This window comes from Pseudanabaena sp. UWO311 (genome assembly GCF_006937785.1).
Classification (GTDB): domain Bacteria; phylum Cyanobacteriota; class Cyanobacteriia; order Pseudanabaenales; family Pseudanabaenaceae; genus Pseudanabaena.
Genome location: NZ_SJEE01000010.1, coordinates 117164 through 140876, shown reverse-complemented (window position 1 = coordinate 140876; position 23713 = coordinate 117164). Strand labels below are relative to the sequence as shown.

The 23713-nt window shown below is 42.4% G+C and carries 19 protein-coding genes, 1 pseudogene and 1 riboswitch; of the genes and pseudogenes, 8 read left to right on the top strand and 12 right to left on the bottom strand.

The genetic code is table 11. From position 1 onward, the window contains the following. Positions 1-93: 93 nt before the first annotated feature. The 5 genes from PseudUWO311_RS10270 to PseudUWO311_RS10250 all read right to left on the bottom strand — a co-directional run bounded on the left by PseudUWO311_RS10270 (position 94) and on the right by PseudUWO311_RS10250 (position 8331). Entirely contained in the window at positions 94-978 is an 885-nt protein-coding gene (locus PseudUWO311_RS10270; RefSeq protein ID WP_142655154.1) for a DUF4436 family protein, read from the bottom strand. 52 nt (positions 979-1030) lie between these two features. Then, complete coding sequence (locus PseudUWO311_RS10265) at positions 1031-1867, bottom strand: DUF3598 family protein (RefSeq protein WP_142655153.1); 837 nt, start codon at positions 1865-1867, stop codon at positions 1031-1033. A gap of 91 nt (positions 1868-1958) precedes the next feature. Continuing rightward, positions 1959-2618, bottom strand: a complete 660-nt coding sequence (locus PseudUWO311_RS10260) for a hypothetical protein (protein ID WP_142655152.1) — start codon at positions 2616-2618, stop codon at positions 1959-1961. A gap of 345 nt (positions 2619-2963) precedes the next feature. Next, complete coding sequence (locus PseudUWO311_RS10255) at positions 2964-5477, bottom strand: tetratricopeptide repeat protein (RefSeq protein WP_142655151.1); 2514 nt, start codon at positions 5475-5477, stop codon at positions 2964-2966. A gap of 676 nt (positions 5478-6153) precedes the next feature. Next, positions 6154-8331, bottom strand: a complete 2178-nt coding sequence (locus PseudUWO311_RS10250; RefSeq protein WP_142655150.1) for an ATP-binding protein — start codon at positions 8329-8331, stop codon at positions 6154-6156. Between the two features lie 232 nt (positions 8332-8563). On the opposite strand from PseudUWO311_RS10250, the gene PseudUWO311_RS10245 reads away from it, so the two are divergent. Beyond that, on the top strand, positions 8564-9061 hold the full coding sequence (locus PseudUWO311_RS10245; RefSeq protein ID WP_142655149.1) for a TIGR02652 family protein: 498 nt from the start codon (positions 8564-8566) through the stop codon (positions 9059-9061). 182 nt (positions 9062-9243) lie between these two features. Here the strand turns inward: PseudUWO311_RS10245 and PseudUWO311_RS10240 are convergent. The 4 genes and pseudogenes from PseudUWO311_RS10240 to mnmG all read right to left on the bottom strand — a co-directional run. Then, positions 9244-9705: pseudogene (locus PseudUWO311_RS10240) on the bottom strand (glycosyltransferase family 2 protein); the annotation flags it as partial. A 317-nt stretch (positions 9706-10022) separates the two neighbouring features. Next, entirely contained in the window at positions 10023-10508 is a 486-nt protein-coding gene (locus PseudUWO311_RS24865; protein ID WP_411729679.1) for an IS1 family transposase, read from the bottom strand. Positions 10509-10510: 2 nt separating this feature from the next. After that, positions 10511-10789: an IS1-like element transposase gene (locus tag PseudUWO311_RS24860; RefSeq protein WP_411729677.1), complete on the bottom strand. Its 279-nt coding sequence runs from the start codon at positions 10787-10789 to the stop codon at positions 10511-10513. Between the two features lie 134 nt (positions 10790-10923). Further along, entirely contained in the window at positions 10924-12870 is a 1947-nt protein-coding gene (gene mnmG / locus PseudUWO311_RS10230) for a tRNA uridine-5-carboxymethylaminomethyl(34) synthesis enzyme MnmG (RefSeq protein ID WP_223807524.1), read from the bottom strand. Positions 12871-12977: 107 nt separating this feature from the next. Between mnmG and PseudUWO311_RS10225 the strand changes: the two genes are divergently transcribed. Genes PseudUWO311_RS10225 through PseudUWO311_RS10215 form a run of 3 tightly spaced genes read left to right on the top strand, consistent with a single transcriptional unit; the run spans position 12978 to position 15465 of the window. Then, a complete protein-coding gene (locus PseudUWO311_RS10225; RefSeq protein WP_142655148.1) occupies positions 12978-13415 on the top strand; it encodes a hypothetical protein in 438 nt (145 codons plus the stop codon). Positions 13416-13454: 39 nt separating this feature from the next. Then, on the top strand, positions 13455-13901 hold the full coding sequence (locus PseudUWO311_RS10220; RefSeq protein WP_142655147.1) for a hypothetical protein: 447 nt from the start codon (positions 13455-13457) through the stop codon (positions 13899-13901). After that, on the top strand, positions 13879-15465 hold the full coding sequence (locus PseudUWO311_RS10215) for an ABC transporter ATP-binding protein/permease (protein ID WP_142655146.1): 1587 nt from the start codon (positions 13879-13881) through the stop codon (positions 15463-15465). Before PseudUWO311_RS10220 ends, PseudUWO311_RS10215 begins: the two co-directional genes overlap by 23 nt. A 136-nt stretch (positions 15466-15601) precedes the next feature. Here the strand turns inward: PseudUWO311_RS10215 and PseudUWO311_RS10210 are convergent, their stop codons facing one another. Both PseudUWO311_RS10210 and PseudUWO311_RS10205 read right to left on the bottom strand, forming a co-directional pair. After that, positions 15602-16210 (bottom strand): hypothetical protein, encoded by a 609-nt coding sequence (locus PseudUWO311_RS10210; protein ID WP_142655145.1) that lies wholly within the window; start codon positions 16208-16210, stop codon positions 15602-15604. 83 nt (positions 16211-16293) lie between these two features. Continuing rightward, on the bottom strand, positions 16294-16722 hold the full coding sequence (locus PseudUWO311_RS10205) for a hypothetical protein (RefSeq protein WP_142655144.1): 429 nt from the start codon (positions 16720-16722) through the stop codon (positions 16294-16296). 438 nt (positions 16723-17160) lie between these two features. Between PseudUWO311_RS10205 and PseudUWO311_RS10200 the strand changes: the two genes are divergently transcribed. The 4 genes from PseudUWO311_RS10200 (at position 17161) to cobG (ending at position 21450) form a co-directional block, all read left to right on the top strand. Further along, positions 17161-17511: a DUF805 domain-containing protein gene (locus tag PseudUWO311_RS10200; protein WP_142655143.1), complete on the top strand. Its 351-nt coding sequence runs from the start codon at positions 17161-17163 to the stop codon at positions 17509-17511. A gap of 395 nt (positions 17512-17906) precedes the next feature. Then, a riboswitch (cobalamin riboswitch) is annotated at positions 17907-18061 on the top strand. A gap of 21 nt (positions 18062-18082) precedes the next feature. Continuing rightward, entirely contained in the window at positions 18083-18757 is a 675-nt protein-coding gene (locus PseudUWO311_RS10195; RefSeq protein ID WP_142655142.1) for a HupE/UreJ family protein, read from the top strand. Between the two features lie 166 nt (positions 18758-18923). Then, positions 18924-19964 carry a cobalamin biosynthesis protein CobW gene (gene cobW, locus PseudUWO311_RS10190; RefSeq protein WP_142655141.1) on the top strand — a complete coding sequence of 347 codons (1041 nt, stop codon included), beginning with the start codon at positions 18924-18926 and terminating at the stop codon, positions 19962-19964. Positions 19965-20022: 58 nt separating this feature from the next. Next, positions 20023-21450, top strand: coding sequence for a precorrin-3B synthase (gene cobG / locus PseudUWO311_RS10185; protein ID WP_190303454.1), 1428 nt, complete (start codon positions 20023-20025; stop codon positions 21448-21450). 75 nt (positions 21451-21525) lie between these two features. Here cobG and gyrB read toward each other — a convergent pair whose 3' ends face one another. Next, positions 21526-23460, bottom strand: coding sequence for a DNA topoisomerase (ATP-hydrolyzing) subunit B (gene gyrB / locus PseudUWO311_RS10180; RefSeq protein ID WP_190303453.1), 1935 nt, complete (start codon positions 23458-23460; stop codon positions 21526-21528). Between the last annotated feature and the right edge of the window lie 253 nt (positions 23461-23713).

Here is a 23713-nt window from a genome sequence, read left to right as displayed (position 1 = left end):
GGATTGGGGATTGGGGATTGGGGGTTGATAATTCGTAATTCGTAATTCGTAATTATCAACCAGTTTTCAGGAATTGCCGATAGAGAATAGTTACTAACTAGGCTTTTTATAGCGTGTTAGCCATACGAAGAAAAGAATTGGCAACGAAATTGCCACAAGTGACTCTGCCCAGAAAAACGAGAGAAAGTCTGACAAACCGCCAAGGGGAGGAACGCCTGGTTGAAGGTTTCGTACTGCAGGCAGGGCAAATAACATACCCGCAATCAGCGTAAACATCCCAAATTCAGTTGGACGTGGTTGCAAAACTACGACCATGATCATCGTAAATATCACTAAACCAATCATCCACATTGAAATCATTAAGAAGATAGCGAAAGACTTGGTGATTACCGATCGCGATACAGTTACTCTCAAGCCAATATAACTGTCAGTAGACTCAAATTCAGCTTTGGGAATGTAATCGACATCAATGTTATAGCCAGAGATTGCTCCAAAGAAATCAACTGACATGGGAATTTCTTCTTTCTCATCTTTAGGATTAGTGAAAAAGAGGTAGAAGTCTGATTTGTGAACATCAAAAGGATAGTCGCTAACCCTACCACTAGCTATAGATAAGGAGCCTGTCACAGTATCAGGAATGCGATTTTTTTCAAGTGTAACTTCAGCTTTACCACTTTCGATACCTGTAAAGAATTTTAGGTCTTTAGTGAGGCGTGCATCTTTAACGTATGTTCCTTCAGGAATCGGTGCAAACCTAAGACTTATCTCGGATTTAATCGGATCAACTCCTAGCATAGTAACAGCAACGTTGATCCGATTTGGTTCTTTATCATCTCCAAAGGTATGATTAGCCGATCGCTGAGTGCCATCGCTCTGATAAAAATAGAGTGCCCCCGAGAATGCGCCAATAAAAAGTGCTAGACAAAGCAGCATGATAATAATGCGCTTAATCAGAAGGTTACGACTTGTATTTGCCATATAGTTTCGACTGAGAAAGTAGTAATAATTTGCAAAGTAAATCTTACTCAGACTACCCCACTTTGCGCTCTGTCACCAGAGTAAGGCTCGCCCATCCCCCTCGATGGTCATAGGCGCGAATCATGCGCTGATGGAGATTTGGTTCGAGTAACCATGAAATAGCTAGACGAAATGGCTGGCGTGTCGCGATCGCAACGGGACAAGTTATCGACGCACCATCAGGTAAGAACAAGGTTTGGATCGACAAATTGTCTTGCTCAAAGTTCAATATTTGAGAGTTATGAGGATCAATCCTTGCGATTGAAGTGATTGTCTTCGCTCCCATCGGTGTTTGCATTTGTAAAGTCATAATCACGCGATCGCCTTCTTGTTTCCATTCGGTAACTGTTGACATGGACTCTGGCTCTAGCCAATCTGATGCGATCGTAATTGCTTCACCTTCCCATTTGCCTAGCAAATCATTTAGAGCCAAAGCTGGACGTTCGGGTGTGGTGCTATGGGGTAAATGTTCGCGAATGAAGGTAACGCGATCGAGTTGGCTAGCTTTGTCATAGAGCAGAACCACACGCAATCGACGATCGCCATAAATCAAGCCCAGCTCAGCACCAAATTCTGTATAGGGTGCAAATTGCAACGCTCCTTGCGAAAAAGCTCCATTCTCAAAAAAAGTGGTGCTTCGATTGAGAGTGCGATATTCCAAAACTAAGTCCTGTGGCTGACCGTCATAAAAACGACGAACAACTTGACGCACAGTTTGATTATCTTCCTTAAGTTCCAGACTAGTTTCGCTAGGAATATCTTCTAAAATTTCACCACTTTTGGATAATCGGCTAAATGAACCTTGCCAACAGCCAAGGTTTTGCAGTAAACATTCCCATTGCGATCGCATAATTTATATTTCTTAAAATCTAGCTTTAGCTTACATCATTGCCTTTTATCCTCAGATACCTACCTACTTCCTATAGAAATCATCAATATTCTCAATCTCCTCCGAGGAACATGGACAATACAGCTAAACCCACTGCCGCAGTACCAATAGCCACAGTATTAGAAACAGTCTTTTCAGTATCTTGTTCAGCTTTTGCCTCTAGTACAAGCTGACGGTCTTCTTCACTGAGTTTTTCTAGATGTTCGTGATCTAGTTCTGATAGATTAAGCGCTTTCAATTCTTCCTTTCGCTTTTGTCTAGCTTCAGCTTTTCGCAAAATTGCAGCCTCTTCTTCTCTCTTGGCTTTCAATATCTCCAATTCAGCTCTGCGATTTTGAGAGATGGGAAAGATATACACCACTGTGCCATCTTCCATATCCACATCTTTACTGTTAATACCATTAGCAGCGACTTCTTTATTGAGAAATTTTTCAGCCGTTTCGATGTCAATATTGGACATTCCTGCAAAGAATTTGGCGCTAAAAGGCTTTTCTTCTAAACGTGCTAGATCTAGAGCGACATGCAGTTTCTGTATTTGCTGTTTTTCATCATCAAGGATTCCGATCCAAGCTAACCCTGTAAATGCTCCCAAACCAATGCTACCTCCAATGATCCATCGATTGCCTTGATAAACTCCTATTGTCAATAGTCCTGCTGCTATCAAACCAAAGGCGATCGCAACATTTTTGCTGCCTTGAATATCAGATGACATAATCTTATAGGCTCCTCGCTTGTCTGATGGATCTATGCAATTTAATCATTAATTATACAGTTGGGTTGATTGGTTTGATGGCGAATTATTCGCGCCCTCAAAGCCCTATAAACACAAACTTGTAGGGGTTGAGCATTTGCGCCACTATTTTTATACTCCCCACAATCATCTTGAAATGCAAATGCTCAACCCTTTGTGCTTTCATCGATAACTTGTCCCTGCGTTGCGAGGTTTGGGCAAAGCATTGCCAAATCAAAATTATCTGAAAATTTATAGATTTTCGTGGCAATGCTTTGCCCCTACAGAATGATCGCCTGATGGAGCGATCGCTCCACGTAACATCAGTTATTCTCCTAAGTCATCCTGAATTTTTGCTAGGAGTTCTTCGCAGTCTTTGACTAAGGGAATGCCAAGTTCTTGGGAGAGGGAGAGGGCGGCTTGGCAATGGGTGAGGGCGAGTTGGGGTTGATTGGTTTGATGGGCGATCGCAGCAAGGGCTTTTAAATTTTCAGCGATTGCATATTTAAAGTTAATCTCTTGGGAAATAACTAAGGATTCTTGAATTTTGGTTTCTGCTTCGCTGTAGTTTTCCAGTTTGAGCAACGTCTCCCCTATATTATGTAAAGAAATTACTACCCCTTCCCGATCGCCGATTTCTTCTTTGATTTCGAGAGATTGCTGTTGATAGGCGATTGCTTTTTCATACTGCCCCAAGAAATTATAACAATTGCCTAAATTGCCTAGAGAAATTGCTACTCCTTGCCGAAAGCCGATTTCTTCACTGATGTCGTGATATTGCTGGTGGTGGGCGATCGCTTTTTCATGCTGTCCCAAAGAATCATAACAATTGCCTAAATTGCCTAGAGAAATTGCCACCCCTTGCCGATTGCCGATTTCTTCTTTGATTTCGAGAGATTGCTGGTGATGGGTGATTGCTTTTTCATACTGCCCCAAGTTTTTATAACAATTGCCTAAATTACCTAGAGATCTTGCCAGCCCTTGCCGATCGCCAATTTCTTCATTGATGTCGAGAGATTGCTGTTGATAGGCGATCGCTTTTTCATACTGCCCCAAGGAATCATAACAATTGCCTAAATTACCTAGAGAAATTGCCACCCCTTGCCGATTGCCGATTTCTTCACTGATGTCGAGAGATTGCTGGTGATAGGCGATCGCTTTTTCATACTGCCCCAAGGAATCATAACAAATACCCAGACGGTTTAACGATTTGCGATAACAATCTTGTTTCCGTTGGCTCCCTGCGATCACCTGCTCATATAACTGCGCTTGCTGACGATAAAACCCTTGAAAATCCAAAAAATCATCAACCGATTTATTTTTCCCTTCTCCCCCTCGCTCCTCATTCAAAATATCAAAAGCTAACTGCCATTCTCCCAATTCCCCTGCATGGTAAAACCCCTCTAAATACGCCGTCAAATCCTCCAAGGATTCCCAAGGTGGCGCGGGTAAATGTGCCAAAAAACAATCCAACGCAGCCTGATGCGCCGATCGCAACAACTCAGAATCCGCTTGCTGTTGCACCACCATCGAAATTAAAGGCAAAAACTGAAACCGTCGCGGTTTTCTCTCTTTGGGTTCGGGAGGAAACTCCTGCAACAACGACAAACGGGCTAAATACCGTAAGTCTGCATCCGTTACCTCGGCAGTTAACCCCTGAGCTAACCCTAGATCAAAAATCCCTCGCAATACCGATAACCGCTTTAAAATATCCCCTAACCTTGCCGACAATCGCGCCAAACTCGCCGCTACCACTTCCCTGACACATGTTTCCGTATCACGGTGATAACCCTCCACCGTAAACAAATCTAAGCCCAAATTTTCCGCCTCCGTCACACCAACCCCTTCCCCCAACTCCTCCCGCATCCAACTCGATACCAGTTGCATCAAGAGAGGATGCCGATCCATTCGGTTTACAAAATGGGCTAATTCCTGCTGCGTTCCCGTTAATCCATAGTCTTCCGTCACCAAACGCATCGCATCGGCTTCGGCTAACCCCTTTAGAGCTAACCAATAACAACGCGGCAGCAAATTGGCGCTAAACACTGGCTGTTCGCGACTGGTGAGCAATAGCTTACTATTTACCCGATTCCCTAACCATTGGCTCAAAAATTGACCATAAACCGACTTCCCTTCTGCTGGTATTACCGTTTCCATATTGTCCAACACCAACAAACAAGGCTCAGCGATTAACCCTTCGACGATCTGCCCAATTAACGTCTCCTCGTCCCATTTTTCATCATAAGCTCGTCCCAACTCCTCCAATAACCATCGCCCAAATTGCGCCAAGGGATAAGGCTGGATAAAACTCACCCACAACACCCGCCAATTAGGGGTTAACTGCTCCTTGAATTTCACCGCTAAAGCCGACTTACCATAGCCTCCTGCGGCGGTCATCCCGATTAAGCGGACTTTCTCATTGTTTAGGGCAGTTTGGAGTTCCTTGATTTCATCCTGTCGTCCCTGCCATTCATCCACAGGCGGAGGTGTCGTATTCAGGGTTGCAGCGATCGCAACGGGCTTGAGAGCAGGAACAACGACCGAGATGGGATTAGGGAAGCCTTGTCGTGTTTCCGCATATTTTTGTTTTAGCCATTTTCGTAATTTCTCAGATTGCCCTCTGGTACGGGATGCTAACTCTGGACAATCATTTTTGAAAAGATTGTAAATCTCTCTTAAAGCCCTTTCAATATCCTGTTCTGACAGTTCCAGTATTCTCGCAATACGAGCATTAGTATCTTTCGTCCCTTCGTCTGAAAAACGTGCGATAAATACCTGTTTTTGTCTATCTGACAAACCATAGGAATCCGCCGTTATATCTAAAAAATTATCCCAAGTCATACAAAGTCTCTCTGTCTTCGATTTGATTCATCTAAGCCCCCTAAATCCCCCAATTCTGGGGGACTTGTAAGACTATAATTATTTTCTTGTTCCCCCAGAATTGGGGGCTAGGGGGCGATTAATTGTTGACTTAGCTAGGTTTTATGACTTGTGTGTACAGAGTAGATAGAGTTGCTGGAATGGTCAGGCTGATAACTCTTCTGTGGATTATTGTAACCCTTTTTTAAAAGTAGGATGTTCAAGTTTGAAGGAATCTTGAAGGTTTCTTGAGGGTTCTGCATTGGGAAGACCTGATTGAATTGAGTCATAGACAAATTACTTCATTATTTACAACTTTGAGGACTTCCCCATGACTCCCTTCCAACGCTTTGTTAAGCTCGTAATCATTGCCAACCTCTTGTTATTTCCACAAACATCGAGACGCGCTTTCTTACAACGATTTCTTAAGTTTGTAATCCTTGCCAACACATTACTGAATCTTTTCTCATCCATCGGCTTAAAACTCGATTTAGTTCCCTCTTTTAAAGAAGTTCCTCTCGTACCATCTAGTCAAACTTGCCCCAAGCAACTCTAACCAAACAGATCGCCGACTTTTTCTAGACAAGCAAAGACAATTTGCAAATCTACAAAAAGTCGGCGATCTTAACCTTTGCTTTTTAACTTTTCTTATGCCTACCTAATTAGATTGTTTCAATGGAATCTCGATCGTAAATTCTGTACCTTTACCAATTTCCGAAATAAAGGACAACTTACCGCCATGATTTTCTGTAATGATCTGATAAGCGATCGATAAACCTAAACCCGTACCTTTACCCACAGGCTTAGTCGTGAAAAATAAGTCAAACAAGCGATTGCGTAACTCATCAGGAATTCCATTGCCATTATCAGAAATTTTGATCACCAAGCGATCGCCCCTCTGCATATCAGTGATTTCAGAATCTGTAAGAATCTCGGTCTGGATCAAAATTGTGGAAACTTTGCCATCTTGCCTATTCCATAGAGGTTTATCATTCACCATTTGCCAAGTTCCATTTGCTTGAGCATCTTCCTCAAGCGCATCGATCGCATTAGTCAGCAGATTCATAAATACTTGATTTAGCTGTCCTGCATAGCATTCCACTTCAGGAAGATTTGCATAATTTTTTTCAATCTTAATCTCAGGACGATGAGGAGTCGCCTTCAGACGACTTTGCAAAATCATCAAAGTGCTATCAATCCCCTCATGAATATCAACAGATTTACATCCTTCTTCATCACTGCGAGAAAATTTATTTAGTGATTGCACAATCTTCTGAATTCGTTCTGCACCAATCCGAATTGAACCAACCAACTTTACAAAGTCGTCAGCAAGAAAATCAATATCAATTTCTTCCAGCTTTACTTGTACTGCATCGACAGGTGCTGGATAATGCGAACGGTAAATTTCGACAAGACTTAATAGCTCAGATGTATAGGTGTCAGCATAGGAAAGATTCCCATAAATAAAATTTACAGGATTATTAATCTCATGGGCTATTCCTGCCACTAACTGACCCAAACCAGACATTTTTTCGGCTTGAATCAATTGCGATTGTGTACTTTTTAACTCTTGCAAAGCATGTTGTAGTTTCTCAGCTTGGAGGCGATATTTTTCTTCAGAAGCGCGGACTAGAGCTTCAGCAGCAAGGCGTTCAGTAATGTCGCGTAAACTCCAAACTCTCCCTGCACAACTATCCAAAACATTTTGTGGTTGTGAATAGCATTCTAGGGTTCTACCATCATCTAACTCGACTATCTCAAAGCTATTCTGGTCAATTTCTAATCCTTTGCCAAATTGATGCAAATATTGAGCCGAGCTAATCCGCTTAGCCACATACTTAAGGATATATGAGTCGTCATTGGATCTAAAAATGCGATCGGGAATCTGCCAAAGGTCAACAAATTTTTGATTGCAAATAATAATATTGCCGATCGCATCTAGCACCAAAATACCATCAGCTGTTGCCTCAAGAGTCGCACCGAGCGCGGCAAAGCTTTTGTTAATTTCAGCCTCTGCGGCTTTGCGATCGCGGATATTTGTACAAATATAAGTTGATCCAATCACCTCTCCAGATGGACTTTTAACAGGATTGACCTTTAAGCAAATAGGAATATGCTGATGATCGCGATCGCGCATTTCTATTTCACTTGTCCAAGTACCGCCATGCATTACTGCCGCATGGATTACTTGAGCAGTTTGCTCATCAGTAAAAAGAGGTCGTAAATCGGTCGTTTTCCGTAAAGCTGACAGACTATAGGCAAATAGATCGCTAAAGGCTAGATTGATATAAATTGGCTGCCCTGAATCATCAGTAATACAAATCGCATCATTAGCGCTTTCGAGCGCTGTGCCAATTTTAGTAAAAGCATCTTCAAGATATTGACGTTCAGCAATTTCTTCGGCTAACTGTTGCTTTAACAAGGCAGTCTGAGGCTCAGCTAGAGGATGGCTAGCGACAATAATCCCACCCGCTGAGCCATCATCGGTATACCAAGGCTGCACGTCCCACTGGAAATTACTAGCCGATTCTCCACGAATTGCAATCTCAATTTCCGCCGTGTAATGCATTTGCCCACCGCTTAAGCATCGCTCCAATCCATGTCTGTGGGCGATCGCTTTTGGCAGTGATTCATAGAGACTTGTGCCAATCAGCTTAAGGCGAGGAATGCCCAAAGTTTTAACCCAAGGCTGACTAACTAATATGTAATGTAGATTGCGATCAAACATCGCGATCGGTACTGGACAAAACTCAACGAACCACCGAAGATACTTTTCTACGTGGTTTGCGCGATTTAAAACTGATCCCCACTGGGCTTTTGGGTTAGCTTTTGGCATCCTAACCTGACTTATTTGACGGTTTTAGAACTTGACCTCAAAATTGTAGCGGTTTGCAAATTTTTAGAGTGTGTTATCTGAACCATAAACAATAATTCTTGACCTACAATGCTTAGCGCTCAAAACCCAAAAAATGTGAGGGGGAGTTAAGTGCAATATCTCATTTTTGGACTCAGCTATATGATGTGCATGTTAAGATCGACCATAAGAATCTCCTACACTTTAATAAGTCATGAGGACAGTCACCTCGGTGCAGCAATATCCGATTTTTGGCTCTGAAATTAAATGTCCTCATTGTCGGCAAATTATTCCGGCTCTGATTTTGACTGACACATATCTTTGTCCGAGACATGGAGCCTTTGAAGTCCAGCCCAATTGCAGGGATTTAGTCCATCTCCAATCCGATCGCCAATGGCGACTATGGGACGATGAATGGTATCGACAACATACCCATCCTGACGGAATTCGTTTTGAAATCCATGAAAGTATAGATCGCCTATATACCCAAGGTTATCGAGCGATCAAAGTCACTATTGCCCATCGCTACATGGGACTAGTTGAACCTTATCTTGAAAATACGTCCATTGTTTCTAATACCCAAAGTTTGTATGGCTTAACCGTAGAATTTAGTCCCCCCGAAGAGCAAGAACCTTGCTGGGGGATTATTAACTTTGAACTAGAAAAGGAATTAGGAGTACCCAAAGGGTATCCATATTTTCGTTCTTTCTAGAATCTGAGCGCAAAGCTCTCAAACAAACTCAAAACAGTAATTTTTTAAAAAAGTGTTGCTAAGCAGCTCTTTTTAAAAAATTATGCAAAAGCATAAAATGGCTACGCCATTTTATGCTTTTAAAATCCTTACGGGGTTTGTTCTTTAATTCACAAAAGTGTCACCACACTTTTGTGATTGGTTTACTGGGGTTTGTTTGAAATCTTTGCACTGTAAGTTTGCCACCCTTGTAAGCGACCGAGCCAGGAAGCCCATAACTTTTGTCTTGCTACGTCACCTTCTTTAGGCAAATATCTTATGCACTGCAACACGCCAAAAGCTTCAGATGTACCGATCGCGATCGCCCAAATCGTAAACACCAATCTTTGTAAAGGAGGCAAATATCCTAATAGTGCCACCGTCTCATTATGTACCGCATTAATCGAAGCTTGAGCATTAAAAGAATTGCGCTGATCCTCGTCAAAACGCTGAGCAGGAAAGTGATCTACCGCAATTCGTGGATCGTAAATTAATTTCCATCCCTTTTGTCTCAAAGTCAAAGAAAAAACCACCTCAAAATGCACCTGTGCACCAGTTCCTCTCATTCTTTGATCAAAGCGTAAATCTGCGATCGCTTTACGCCGAAAACTCATATTTAGGGCTTGCTGAAAAAGAGACTAAGTGGAAAGTAGTGTGCAAAGAGGAAGAAGGTAACACTTTGACTGTCTAGCAGAAAATAGCCAAGAAAGAGAACTAAAGCTAAAGAGTTGTTTCTCAAAAGGAAGAAGAAAGAGTTGCCAGCAAAACATAAGGGATTAGCGCAAAAATAAAGTGCCAATCAATGAGGGAGAATCGTAATATCCCATTTGGGTAATAATTGGGAAGGAAGCCAGAAATCTTGATACTGCTGTAAATCATCAGAGGCAACTTTAATTTTCTTCTCATAGGTTAGAGAAACTAGATGGATAATTGGGGTGGTGTGTCACATTTGTTGAGAGATTAAGGAGGATTGAAAGCAAAACTCATGTCTATTGATAAACAAGCCGATGACAATATCATGCATCAAAATGGATTTAGAGAAGCAAATGGTCTTTCTGGCTAATCGCTTAATCCGAGTTCGTAAAGTTAGATGCTTACGTTCAATTTTCCGAGTATTTTGCTTGCCAATTAGGTAAGTGTTAGGGTCAAGAATTCTTTCGTATCCGCCCCAAGCATCAGTAAAAAAATGCTTGATTCCAAATGGTTTTAACAAGTTTACCAGTTTAACTAAGGCTTCATCTTTATGTGGTGCTAATACATAAGCTAAGATCCTCCCAGTCGCATGATCAATAGCGTGCCATAACCATCGTTGCTGTTTTTTGCTCCCAACAAAACTCCACATCTCATCCATCTCTGCTTCTTCGACCTCATAAAGGTCAACATCTAGTGTATCTAGCTCAAGTTGTTCTAGCAGAGGATAGTTAATCAATTCTATTTCTTCCTCCTTTTTTTTAACTCTTTGATTACCGTGTTAGGGCTAATCCCCAATACTCGACTTGTATCTCTGATCCCACTACCATTGATTGCCATCTCTGCGATTTGTTGTTTTACTTCTGGACTATATCCTTGATATGTGTAATCACTAATAAATGTCTTGCGCGTACAGTTAGGATTGCGGCAAATGTAACGCTTTTTACCTGTACTAATTTGTCCATGTCGTTGGATTTCTACTCCTCCACAAGTTGGATATTTGACTGCTTCAAATACCATCTTTTCTCTCTTTCCTTAAATAGTGCTGACTATACCTTATTTTGTTCCTGCCAACAAATGTGACACATTACCGAACTAGTCATATCAAAACCCTTCCTATCCTTAACTCATATTCTAAAATTCACTAAAACTAATTATCTCGTCTTCACCGCCAATCGATGTTGAATCTCTAAATACACTAGCAATGCATTCACATCCGCAGGATTCACCCCACCAATACGGCTAGCCTGTCCAATCGTCATCGGACGAATCTTGCTCAACTTCTCTCTTGATTCCTTAGAAAGAGTCTCGATCGCATTGTAATCAATATCAGTTGGTAACTTGCGATCGCTATGTTTCGCGACCTCCTCGATTTGATGTGTTTGACGTTGGATATAGCCCACATACTTGACTTCGATTTCCGCAGCCAGACGCTCAAATCGATTTAAGTCAGGATCGGCTAACCCGTAATGAATTAATTCCGCATAGTTAAACTTAGGACGACGTAACAAATCAGATAGAGTAATTGCACCACGAATTGCTTCACCTGTTTCGGCGGTAATCCTTTGCCCAAGCTCATCCTTTTCCTTCACACGAGTTTCATTGAGGCGTTTTACCTCTGCATAAACGCGCTCCTGCTTATCACAAAAAAGTTGCCAACGACGATCATCGACTAATCCAATTTCGCGTCCAATCGGCGTAAGTCTGCGATCGGCATTGTCCGATCGCAAAATCAAGCGATATTCAGAACGGCTAGTTAGCATCCGATAAGGTTCGCGCAATTCCTTTGTACAGAGATCATCTATCAAAGTACCAATATAACTACTAGCCCTTGGTAACACGATCATCTCTTTCCCTTTTGCATAGAGCGCCGCATTCATACCCGATACTAGCCCTTGTGCTGCTGCCTCTTCATAGCCCGTAGTTCCATTAATTTGACCAGCACAAAATAGCCCTTCGATTAATTTGGTCATCAAGGTCGGATAGCACTGAGTCGCAGGAATATAGTCATATTCAACTGCATAGGCAGCGCGAAGCATATGGCAATTCTCCAACCCAGGGAGAGTTCGCAACATTTGCAATTGAATATTCTCAGGCATTCCCGTAGAAAAGCCCTGAATATAAAGCTCAGGAATATCGCGTCCCTCTGGCTCAATGAAAATTTGATGGCTCTCTTTGTCAGCAAAGCGCACAATTTTATCTTCAATGCTCGGACAATAGCGCGGGCCCTTGGCATCGATAAAGCCACCATAGACGGGCGTGAGATGAAGATTCTCGCGAATAATCCGATGGGTTTCAGATGTAGTGCGCGTTAAATAACAATTCATCTGTTCGCGCTCTACCCAAGCACTCGGATCGAAGCTGAACCAGTTATGCTCGGTATCCGATGGTTGGACTTCCATTTGGCTATAGTCCACACTTCGGCGATCGACTCTTGCGGGGGTTCCCGTTTTGAGGCGATCGGTAACAAATCCCAAAGCATTTAGTGTCTCAGTGAGTCCTGCCACTGCAAACTCCCCAGCCCGACCTGCGGACATGGAGCGATTACCCACCCAGATTTTGCCATTGAGAAATGTGCCAGTTGTTAAAATTACAGCTTTGCAACCATAACCCACGCCAAACTGGGTTTCGACCCCAATAATTCCTTGATTGGCATCGAGCAAAGTATTAATCACCGTTCCCTCGCGCACGGAGAGATTCGGCTCATTCTCGACTACCGTTTTCATTTCGGCAGCATATTCGCGCTTGTCAGTTTGCGCTCGCAATGCCCAAACTGCTGGGCCACGCGAACTATTAAGAATCCTTTTTTGTAAATAAGTGCGATCGGTAATCTTGCCAATTTCACCGCCAAGGGCATCGACTTCATGGACGAGTTGTGATTTGGCAGGGCCACCAACGGCAGGGTTACATGGTTGCCATGCAATGCGATCGAGGTTGAGGGTGAGGAGTAAAGTTTTGCAGCCCATTCTTGCCGAGGCGAGGGCGGCTTCACAGCCTGCATGTCCTGCACCAACGACAACTACTTCAAATTCATCAAGAAACTGCACTTGATTGGGCACTTGATTGGCTGAATTTATTGAATTACTCTTTATCTCGCTCATTGTCTGACAAACCTGACCAACAAAGGCTCATTCTACCCCAAAATCATTAGTGTCATATGTTATTCATTGAGATATGATTTGGGACAAATCAACCATTGCCTAAAGTCATGCAGACTATTGCAGAACCAGCAAAATCTCTACCTAAACAACCGATCGCTACAAAAGCCATTGTCTGGGTTCTATTTTTGCTGTGGACGTTCTTACTAAGTGGGATTACTTGGGAAATCCAACATTCCTGTGCACCGATCATTGCTTGGAGCGACACATTACCTACCAAGTGCCATCCTCAAAAAGAACTCCATACTACTCAGCGATCGCAGATTCCCAATTGGTTGTCACATAACGATCGCAATGATCTTGCCAGTCCAAAACCGCAAGATCCTCCTCGCGACATGATCACATCCAATGCGATCGCAACTGCATCAGGTACAGCCATAGCGATCGTCTCTGCTGTAGCAGGAGCCCCTGCGATCGTCACAGCTTGCCTCGGTGTAGCAATGTGGTTTTTCGTTAAATTTTTCATCAAAGTTGCGAGTGTCTCGTAAAGTGTAAAAGTTATCACTTCGACCTCACGTGGTATATCCATGCAGTCTTCCTCCAAACCGAACGCCAGCATTTCTGAGACCAGTAAAGTCGTTCAGCAAAACCAGCCCGCGCAAGTTACTGCCCCTTCCCCCGAACTTCAGGCAAAAAATATTGCTTCATCTGATGAGTCTTCCAGCGCTTCCGTCCTATCAAGACTACGAGAACGCTGGAATGCATTGTCAGGAGATCGCCTTCTTGTAACTGGGTTACTTGGCTTACTGGTGCTGACCATGTTTTTGTTCGCAAACAAAGGAAGCAACAACTGTATCTTTAGTTTTAGTAGTTGCAATCCGATCGCACCAGTTGCCACCGTACCTGTAATCTTGGCTCTAGGAGCTAGTGCAGCCACTGTACTCGTGCTAACTACAGCGTTTGGAACCTCTGTGATGGTTGCGGTTGGTGCGGGATTTGTAGTTGGTTGGATTGTCAGCCAGTTCATGCATTGAACCTGTAGTCTTTCACAATGCTGGATCGGAAATCATGCACTTGATCGAACTTCAAAATATTTCTAAACGCTTCGGACAAAAATCCATTCTCCAAGAGATTAATTTGACTGTACGCCAAGGAGAATTTGTTGTCCTGCGTGGCACAAATGGCGCAGGCAAAACCACCTTGCTTAACATCATTCTCGGTTTATTAAAGCCTGATACAGGGACAGCCACGCTGCTGGGGCGATCGCCTTTCCTTCCATCGGCAAAGACTCGCGTAGGCGCAGTTTTGCAAAAGGTGAGCCCACCTAAAAATCTGACGGTTAAAGAGTTAATCGATCTTGTGCGCAGTTACTATCCCGATGCACATTCTACGGAAGATATTCTCAATATGGTGAACTTAGCGGGAAAGCATAAAGACTGGGCAGCAAATTTATCGGGTGGTCAAGAACAGAGACTATTATTTGCCTTAGCCTTGGCTGGAAAGCCTAATTTAATGATATTCGATGAACCAACACGCAACCTTGATGAGGAAGGATATGCCGACTTTTGGAAGCAACTACGTCTCTGTGTATCTCAAGGTAAAACTATTGTGATGGTGACGAACAATCAAGCCGATTGGAAAGAACTAATCAAACTCCCCACGAGAATAATTACTTTGGATAATGGGCGAATCCATGAAGTTCGACAAAGTGCGATCGTCAAACCGCCAGACCCTCCCGCTCCCAAGAGAAAACAAATAGCGATGACGAAAGGTGGTGTGCCTTTATTCTATTCTTCTTCAGCAAATAATCTTGAGAGTCTAGAACAGCCAAAAATCAATCCTCCTGTAGCAAATTCCTCAGCTTTATCCTCTGAGAATGTCAGCATATTGAGAGGCTTTTTGCCGCAACTATGGTCTGAGTCATTACAACTATTGCGTACTCCCACCTATGTAATCGGCATTTTTCTCTTTTCTAGTGCGATCGCCTTATTTCCTCCTGACGAACGTATAGGCATGTTAGGGACAATTTTCTTTGCGGGGCTGAGTTTACTGACAATTGCCTTTGAACGCACGGGTAAGCGGGTTGCAGTTGAGAGAGCCGAAGGATGGCTAAAACTACTGCGTGTTACGCCCTTACATCCCTTTACATATCTGTCAGCAATGGTGCTGATGTCGTTGGTGATCTCGGCGACTAGTCTACTGCTGATCTTGGGGCTAGGGGCTTGGAAACTTGGCATCGATCAGTCCTTGGCAGTGCGATCGCTAGAATTTACCAGTTTGTTGCTCGGTAGTATTCCATTTACAATGTTTGGCTTAGCTTTAGGCTATCTAGTCAATCCCAAAAGCGTGGATTCTATAGCTGGCTTAGCAATTCCAATCGCCCTATTTACCTGTGGTTTGCCTTTGCCAGTTTCTCAAGTTGTTCAAGATGCGATCGCATATTCTCCTTTCTATCACTATGGACAACTGGTGTTGTGGTCAGCAGGACTGCCCAACGATGGCTATTTCTGGCTACATGTGATTTGGCTGCTGTGGACTAGTTGTGCTTTTGCCTTTCTTGCCTATTGGGCATACCAACGCGATCGAGCTGTGGAGTAAGGACATCAAAATATCATTGTTCCTAAATTGTAATAAGTACTTGTGCAAAATAAATTACCCAAACCCGTAAAGTTGCGCCCCTGCGGGGCGCAACTTTACGGGTTTGAATATGTAATTAATTATGCCTAGCTACTTACTATGCATTTTGAGACACCATTGCCAATAAAATACCGATAATTTTATCAGGATTTTCAATTGAGTAATCATCTAAATCGATGTACACATTACTTCCATCCATTTTTAGAAATTTCCATGTTGTTCCTGTCGTGACGACTCCATAAACCCTTTTTACGCTTTCATCATTCTCTTGTTCATTAAAAATTTTTGATGCAACCATTTCCGCAATACATTGCCCTAATCCGCCAATAATATTTTCATTTTTTGCTTCTACAACAGCAACAATTGGACTGCTTAACATTAGCTGTTCTGTGGATGCACTAATGATGAAATCACAAAATCCATTTAGTCCTTTTTCCTTGTCAACAGTAAATTCAATGCCAGAAAACAAACTTATTTTATGCTCTAGAATTTTTCTTAATTCAACTAAAATGTTAGCAATAATCAACTCTGATCGGGCTTTTTCAGTATTAATGGCACGAGCAAGAGGGATATTCTCTGCTAGAGTTTCTTTAAGATATGCACTAATACTAAAACATTGAACAGAAGAGAAAAGATTCTCTCTTTCGATTAAATTGACTCCAAGATTCTGTTTAACCTTTTTTAGATCAAAATCGCTATATGCCATTACCGATTCCGAGCCTCCTAGGATATTACTACAATACCATTGCTGAATTCTTAGAAAAGAAGAGGCGCAGCGCCTCTTCTTTTCTAGTTTGAGCGTAATTGCTCAAGTTGCGATCGCAAACTTGCTAGCTGTTGGGTGAGTTCCTGAATCTCATCACGCATACTTGCTTTAACCGATTTATCAGATTTCTCTGTGCCATCAGGAGCATTGTCATCGACAGTCTTAGCAGTCGTTGTTACAGTGGTTAAACCTGCCGATTCAGAATTAGTGGTATTGCCAGTACCATTTACCTGCTGTGCAATAAATTTATCAACATAGCTACGAGCCTCAGCTTCCGTAGTTACACCCTTTTCAGCAAGCTCTTGAGTAATTTCGTCAAAACTGCGCCCTAACCTTCTGAAATTTTCTTCGCGCTTGGCGGGATCTTGGATTACCTCAAGCAGTGATGAAGTTGCGCCTAGTGTGACGTAGTAGCCTTTTTGAAAAAGCTTTTCTAAGTCGATGGTATCCATAAAACTCCTGCGAATGTGTAGTTTTGTAATATATTCTAGCTCATCTCCTATTTATCAAACTAAACCAGAACCAATACTCAGCAATTTTAAGTCCCTAATTGTTGCGTCCGCAGGGGCACAACAATTAGGAATTGGGTTTGGAATTAATTATGTCCATCCACTTAGTGTCAAAAACGAATTTAGGGGCTAGCCCCTAAATTCGTTTTTGATGCAAGTATGCTGTCGGCGGAATTGCTTCAAAACTGATTTACATCATGAGAATTACTGATAAAAAAGATTACTTGCTTTCACTATTTTTTAATCTACATCTTCTAATATTCTAATATTTTGAGATGGATTTCTTACGCTGAAACACAGACGTTTAATTGACAGAAAACTGCTATAGTCGAAAACTTATAAAACCACAAATATTTATAAGGATTTATAGGGAGATAACACATGGAATGGTATTTACTGGCTTTAAAAAAGTATAAAGATTTCGATGGCAGGTCAAAGAGAAATGAGTATTGGTACTTTGTTTTATTCAATTTTCTGATTACTCTTGTGCTAGGCATTATTGATGGAGTACTACGTTTAACTCTTCCAGGATCAGGATTTGGTTTACTTGGTGGTCTTTATTCTCTAGCTATTTTAGTGCCCGCTGTTGCAGCAGGTATTAGAAGACTTCACGATACAGGTCGTAGTGGTTGGTGGCTATTAATTGCATTCGTTCCTTTTGTAGGTGCTATTGTTCTAATTGTCTTTTTAGCCTCTGAAAGCCAACCTGAGAGGAATCAGTACGATTCATAAGATAAAAAGTTAAAGCTGTTTTATTCCAATTTTAGAAACAGCTTTTCTAAATTATGAAAATTGCAAAATACTGAATATAGTTTGAAGTTAAGTAGCTAAGAAATCTTAAAACCCGAAAAGATAAACTGCCAGCGCAGCAGGCGATTTATCTTTTCGGGTTTTAGTTTTAATTACGCCCAGTTACTTACAATCCATACTCGGCTCATAAAAATCGATTTTTGAGAGCAAGCTATAGGCTTGCTCTCAAAAGCCGATTGATTCCAGCGTCTTAGCGCTGGAATCAATCGGCTTCATCATGAGAATTGCTGCTTTGTAAATCTATGAGTATTTGTTAACAAAGCACTACGAATTATTGTAGAGTCAGAAAGTTGTTCTAGTTTTAACGGGGATCAGTCGTTAAAAAGGTGAAATCAAGTAAATCATTTATATTTGCTTGGTTTGAAAAATGGGGAAAGTTTGGTGAAAGTCCAACGCTGTACCGCAACTGTAAAAGCAGTCAAATCATAAGATGCTTAAAGTCAGGATGCCCGCTAGAACTAGTTTCATTGTCTATATCTGCGAGTTACAGAATATGAATTTATCTAAGCTTGTTGCGTCAGTCCAGTCTAAGGCGATCGTGATTATGATCGGTTTTAGTCTTTTGGTTGTGGCTAGTCCCGCCTCAGCACACCACGCCATGGGCGGCAAAATGCCCAGCAACTTTTTTGAAGGTTTTCTATCGGGCTTAGCCCACCCCGTGATTGGATTCGATCACCTTGCATTTATTGTTGCAGTTGGTTTATTTGCTGCAATTAAGCCCCAAGGCATTCTGATTCCAATTTCCTTCGTTTTATCGGCAATGCTCGGTACAGGAATTCATTTATTAGGTTTAACCTTACCAGTAGTGGAATTGGTCGTATCTGCATCAATTTTGTTGTTTGGGGTTTTGATGGCACTTAAGAATAGCCCTAACGTTTTGATGATGGTTGGGCTATCCATAGTCGCAGGTTTATTTCACGGCTACGCATACGGCGAAGCGATTTTTGGTGCACAAACCACAGCTTTAGTTGCTTATTTGTGTGGATTTACTGTAATTCAGTTAGTGATTTCAGGCGCAGCATTTTTTGTTGGTCAAAAAGTGATGAAGGGTGATTTTGCTCAAGTTGCTCCTAACTTGCGATCGGCTGGATTGGTAATTTGTGGAATTGGAGCAGCATTTCTAGCTTCCAATATTTCATCTCTAATTCTGCCAGCACCTAAGGGTTAGATACTTCTTGTCTTATGCAAAAAAAGCCAAGAACTTGAGTTCTTGGCTAAAAGCGAAAGTCGGTTGAAACCGACTAAAACTCAACCCGTTTCAACGGGTTTTAGCTCTTAGCCCGTACTTGAGTACAGGGCTTTGAATGCATTGATTAAGTTTTTTAGAGAAGATTATGGCAGCGAAAATACCTGTAACTGTGATTACTGGCTTCCTAGGCAGTGGCAAGACCACCCTGATTCGGGAACAGTTACAAAATAATCAAGGTCGGCGGATTGCTGTACTTGTAAATGAATTTGGTGAGATTGGTATTGATGGTGATTTACTGCGTTCTTGTCGTGTGTGCGATGAAGATGGCAAAGAAATCACCCCAAACATTGTGGAATTGACGAATGGCTGTCTTTGCTGCACCGTGCAGGAAGAATTTTTGCCAACCATGCAAGAGTTACTTAAAATCCGCGATCGCATTGACTGCATTCTGATTGAAACATCTGGATTGGCTCTGCCAAAGCCCTTAATTCAAGCCTTCCGTTGGCAAGAAATTCGCAATGGGGCAACTGTTGATGGCGTGATCGCAGTCGTAGATTGCGAAGCTGTGGCTAGTGGCAGATTAGTAACTGATATTGATGCTTTGAATGCTCAACGTCAGGAAGATCCCAATCTCGATCATGAAACTCCGATTGAGGAGCTATTTGAAGATCAGTTGGCTTGTGCAGATTTGGTGGTGCTAACTAAGACCGATCTAGTTGATGCTGAAGCTAAAGCCAAAGTTCAGTCTTGGTTAAAGCAAGAATTGCGCGATGGTGTGAAGGTTGTTGCTTGTGATGAAGGCAAGATTAGCTCAGAGATTCTATTGGGCTTTAATGCGGCGGTTGAGGATGATCTCGATGCGCGTCCTAGTCATCATGATACGGAAGAAGAGCATGAGCATGATGATGATATTAATTCGATTAATATCGTGACAGATCGCGCTTTTGAGCCAACTCAGCTACTTACCTCGCTCAAACAAGTGATCGCTGATCAGGAAATCTATCGCATTAAGGGTTTTGTGAATGTGCCGAATAAACCGATGCGCATGGTGTTACAAGGCGTAGGCGATCGCCTTGAGACTTCCTATGATCGCTTATGGGCAAGTGGTGAACCTCGCCAAACCCGTTTGGTATTTATTGGTCAAGCCTTAGAGCGATCGCAAATTGAAGCGGCGCTAAGTTTATAGACATTGAGAAGGCGCGTTGCGCCTTCTCAATGTGATGATTTTTTTGGAATTTTCTCAATTGCAATCTACTACAGCTATTTGTCCAAGTCTATTTAATGCCACTTCAGCACAAGATGGCATCCTCTCCCGTATGCGCTTACCATCGGGCTTAATTACCTCTACGCAATGTGAGGTGGTTGCCAATATTACTAATCAATTTGGTAACAGCGAGGTTCAAATTACTAACCGTGCTAATTTGCAAATTCGCACTAGTCAAGCTTTAAGTTCTGATACTCTTCTCGATCTTCAGGATTATGGATTAGCTTCTAGTGCGGCAAGTACTGACGGGTTACGCAACATTATGGCGAGTCCCACTGCTGGGATTGATCCTCATGCCTTAATCAATACAATTCCCTTTGTTAAACAATGGAATTTCTATTTAGCAAATCATCCTGAATTAGAGATTCTATCTAATAAATTCAGTGTTTGCTTTGATGGTGGCGAAACGATTAGCCTAAGCGATCGCCCTAATGACATTTGTTTTGTAGCTGTTGAGTTTGATCACGAGATTTATTTTGAGCTGCGTCTGGGTAGAGATCACGGTGATGCTCCATCGGCAGTAGGTCGATTAGTTTATCCGCAACAAACTTTAGAAGTTCTTGCTACTTTAGCAGAAGTCTATCGTGAATATACGGAGCAGAAATTAAATACTACAAATCATTGTGCCAGACCTCCCCGATTAAGAGAAATGATCGGCGCTTGGGGTGTAGATCGTTATTTGCAACTTGTTGAAGCGAAGCTTGGTTATTCATTAAGACGCTCATCCTTAGAGCTTCTCTCACAGGAGAGTAGAACAAGAATTGCTTATCATCATTTGGGTATTCACAGTCAACGTCAATTGGGACTAGCTTATATTGGGGTGGTCATTCCATTAGGAAGATTGACTGCACTCCAGTTTCAAGGATTAGGGGATTTGGCGAGACAATATGGTGGTGGTGCGTTAAGGTTAACCCCTTGGCAAAATGTTCTGATTACGGATATTGCGGAGGCGCAAGTTGAACAGGTTGCGCGAGAAATTAATGGCTTGGGCTTAGATATTTCTGCGATCCATCCCTATGCTGCGATCGCAGCTTGTTCTGGCTATCATGGATGTAAGTCGGCACATACTGATACACAATCAGACGCTAAGCAAGTTGCAGCCTATTTAGAAAACTGCATCAAACTCGATCAGCCAATCAATATTCATTTTTCAGGATGTGATAAGTCTTGTGCCCAGCATCATCCCAGTGATATAGCTTTGGTGGGAATACAAGCAAGAGACTCTAATCATCCCGAAGTTTATAGGGTTTATGTTGGTGATGGAGATACTGATTTTGGCAAGGAATTATATTCAGAATACGCTGCTAAAGATGTTGCCAATCTAATTGACCAGCTATTAAAGACTTATCAAAATCAGCGACAAAATTCTACACAAACTTTCCGTGAATTTGTCAATCAGCAACTCTAAAAAAAACGGCGCAATGCGTCGTTTTTTTTTATTCTGGGCGGTGAATTGCTACATCGCCCACGGGTACATTTTTGTTTAGATATCAAGATCCGCAAGCCCTACTTTCGAGCCGTAGGTTTCAATAAATTCGCGGCGTGGGGCAACTTTATCGCCCATCAAGATCGTGAAGATGCGATCAGCTTCGGCAGCATCTTCGATGGTGAGACGTTTGAGCGATCGCGTGGCAGGATTCATCGTGGTTTCCCATAACTGCTGCGGCATCATTTCACCTAAACCTTTGAATCGCTGAATGTTGTAATTAGCGTTAGGCGGGAAAGTAGCGATCGCCGCTTGCAAATCATTGTCACTGTAGCAGTACTGAGCATTTTTTCCACGCTCCAATTTATATAGAGGAGGACAGCCGATATAGATAAATCCGCGATCGAGCAGCTCTCTCTGATAGCGATAGAAGAAGGTTAATAGCAATGTGCGAATGTGCGCCCCATCCACGTCCGCATCAGCAAGCAGAATAATCTTGTGATAGCGAAGTTGCGACTCATTAAAGTCTTCGCCTTTAATACCCAAACCACAGCCTGTAATCAAGGCTTGGATTTCATTGTTTTTATAAATCTTGCTGTCATCGGCTCTCTCAATATTGAGAACTTTACCGCGTAAAGGCAGAATCGCTTGATAGTGGCGATCGCGTCCTTGTTTTGCCGATCCACCCGCAGAATCTCCCTCAACAATGAAGATTTCGGATTCTTTGGGATCGCGGGAACTGCAATCAGCGAGCTTACCAGGTAAAGTCGAAGACTCTAGCGCTGATTTGCGGCGGACTAGCTCACGGGCGCGACGGGCAGCTTCAGCAGCATTAAAGGCTTGCAGTGCTTTCTCAATAATTGAAGTCGCCACCGCAGGATGAAATTCTAGATATTCATTGAGAACTTCACCAACGAAAGAGTCAACAATACCGCGTACTTCTGTATTTCCTAACTTAGTTTTGGTTTGTCCTTCAAATTCAGGATCAGTAACCTTAACCGAGATAACTGCCGTTAAACCCTCACGAACATTCTCACCAGCAAGATTAGAATCACCTTCTTTCAGCTTTTTCAATTTCCGAGCTGTTGCATTCATGGTGCGAGTAAGGACTGTTTTTAGTCCTTCCAAATGCGTACCACCATCAATTGTGCGAATGTTATTAGCAAAACCAAGAACATTATCGTTGTAAGAGTCAATACACCATTGGAGGGCAACTTCCACCACGACATTATCGCGTTCACCATTGACATAAATAATGTCAGGGTGAATTGGTTCTTTATCGCGGGTCATGTAAGCGACGTATTCACGAATCCCACCTTCATAGCAATAGATATCGGTGCGAAGTTCTGCGCCACGGCGATCGCAATATTCGATCTTCACGCCAGCATTGAGGTAAGCAAGCTCCTTAAGTCGGCTAGCAAGTACATCGTAATCAAATTCAGTTTGAGTTGTAAAGATTTGTGGATCTGGCTTGAAACGCACCTGAGTCCCGCGTCTTGCCTCTTTGCTCTTACTCGGAATTAGCTCACTAGCAGGAAAACCTCGCTCATATCTTTGGGTATAGACTGTATCCAATCGCCATACTGATACCTCTACCCATTCCGATAAAGCGTTAACTACAGAAATACCGACCCCATGCAAGCCTCCTGACACTTTATAGCCACCATCGCCAAATTTACCTCCAGCATGGAGAACGGTGAGTACAGTCTCAAGGGCAGATTTACCAGTCTTGGGGTGAATATCAATGGGGATGCCACGCCCATTATCGGAAACTTGGACAGAGCCATCGGGCATAAGTTCGACAAGGATGCGATCGCAATGTCCTGCAAGGGCTTCGTCTACGCTGTTGTCAACAACTTCAAAAACGAGGTGATGTAATCCTTTGGGCCCCGTTGTGCCGATATACATCCCAGGTCGTTTACGAACTGCTTCTAGACCCTCAAGTACTTGGATCTGATTAGCATTGTAAGTTTCTGTAATGAGCTCAGGCATGAAGGTAAACAACTCCAGAAGTTATGTCGTTTGTAAGAGGTTTTCAAGAAAATTCTTTGATGTTAAGAAAAACTTTGTAGACGCTCTTGATAGTGTTTTTAGGATGTGTTTTGAGCAAAGACTCAAAAACACTCTGCCATTATAGCTTAAAAGCCTTACAGATATATCAAAACCATCTCAGATTAAGTATTTACATGCCTTATGCAAATACAAAAAAGCAAAAAAATAGAGGAGGTGCTTTGCACCTCCTCTA

Bases quoted from the DNA above. Each gene is read 5' to 3' on its own strand.
- PseudUWO311_RS10270 (WP_142655154.1), bottom strand. From the start codon at position 978: ATGGCAAATACAAGTCGTAACCTTCTGATTAAGCGCATTATTATCATG.
- PseudUWO311_RS10265 (WP_142655153.1), bottom strand. From the start codon at position 1,867: ATGCGATCGCAATGGGAATGTTTACTGCAAAACCTTGGCTGTTGGCAA.
- PseudUWO311_RS10260 (WP_142655152.1), bottom strand. From the start codon at position 2,618: ATGTCATCTGATATTCAAGGCAGCAAAAATGTTGCGATCGCCTTTGGT.
- PseudUWO311_RS10255 (WP_142655151.1), bottom strand. From the start codon at position 5,477: ATGACTTGGGATAATTTTTTAGATATAACGGCGGATTCCTATGGTTTG.
- PseudUWO311_RS10250 (WP_142655150.1), bottom strand. From the start codon at position 8,331: ATGCCAAAAGCTAACCCAAAAGCCCAGTGGGGATCAGTTTTAAATCGC.
- PseudUWO311_RS10245 (WP_142655149.1), top strand. From the start codon at position 8,564: ATGAGGACAGTCACCTCGGTGCAGCAATATCCGATTTTTGGCTCTGAA.
- PseudUWO311_RS24860 (WP_411729677.1), bottom strand. From the start codon at position 10,789: ATGGTATTTGAAGCAGTCAAATATCCAACTTGTGGAGGAGTAGAAATC.
- mnmG (WP_223807524.1), bottom strand. From the start codon at position 12,870: ATGAGCGAGATAAAGAGTAATTCAATAAATTCAGCCAATCAAGTGCCC.
- PseudUWO311_RS10225 (WP_142655148.1), top strand. From the start codon at position 12,978: ATGCAGACTATTGCAGAACCAGCAAAATCTCTACCTAAACAACCGATC.
- PseudUWO311_RS10220 (WP_142655147.1), top strand. From the start codon at position 13,455: ATGCAGTCTTCCTCCAAACCGAACGCCAGCATTTCTGAGACCAGTAAA.
- PseudUWO311_RS10210 (WP_142655145.1), bottom strand. From the start codon at position 16,210: ATGGCATATAGCGATTTTGATCTAAAAAAGGTTAAACAGAATCTTGGA.
- PseudUWO311_RS10205 (WP_142655144.1), bottom strand. From the start codon at position 16,722: ATGGATACCATCGACTTAGAAAAGCTTTTTCAAAAAGGCTACTACGTC.
- PseudUWO311_RS10200 (WP_142655143.1), top strand. From the start codon at position 17,161: ATGGAATGGTATTTACTGGCTTTAAAAAAGTATAAAGATTTCGATGGC.
- PseudUWO311_RS10195 (WP_142655142.1), top strand. From the start codon at position 18,083: ATGAATTTATCTAAGCTTGTTGCGTCAGTCCAGTCTAAGGCGATCGTG.
- cobW (WP_142655141.1), top strand. From the start codon at position 18,924: ATGGCAGCGAAAATACCTGTAACTGTGATTACTGGCTTCCTAGGCAGT.
- gyrB (WP_190303453.1), bottom strand. From the start codon at position 23,460: ATGCCTGAGCTCATTACAGAAACTTACAATGCTAATCAGATCCAAGTA.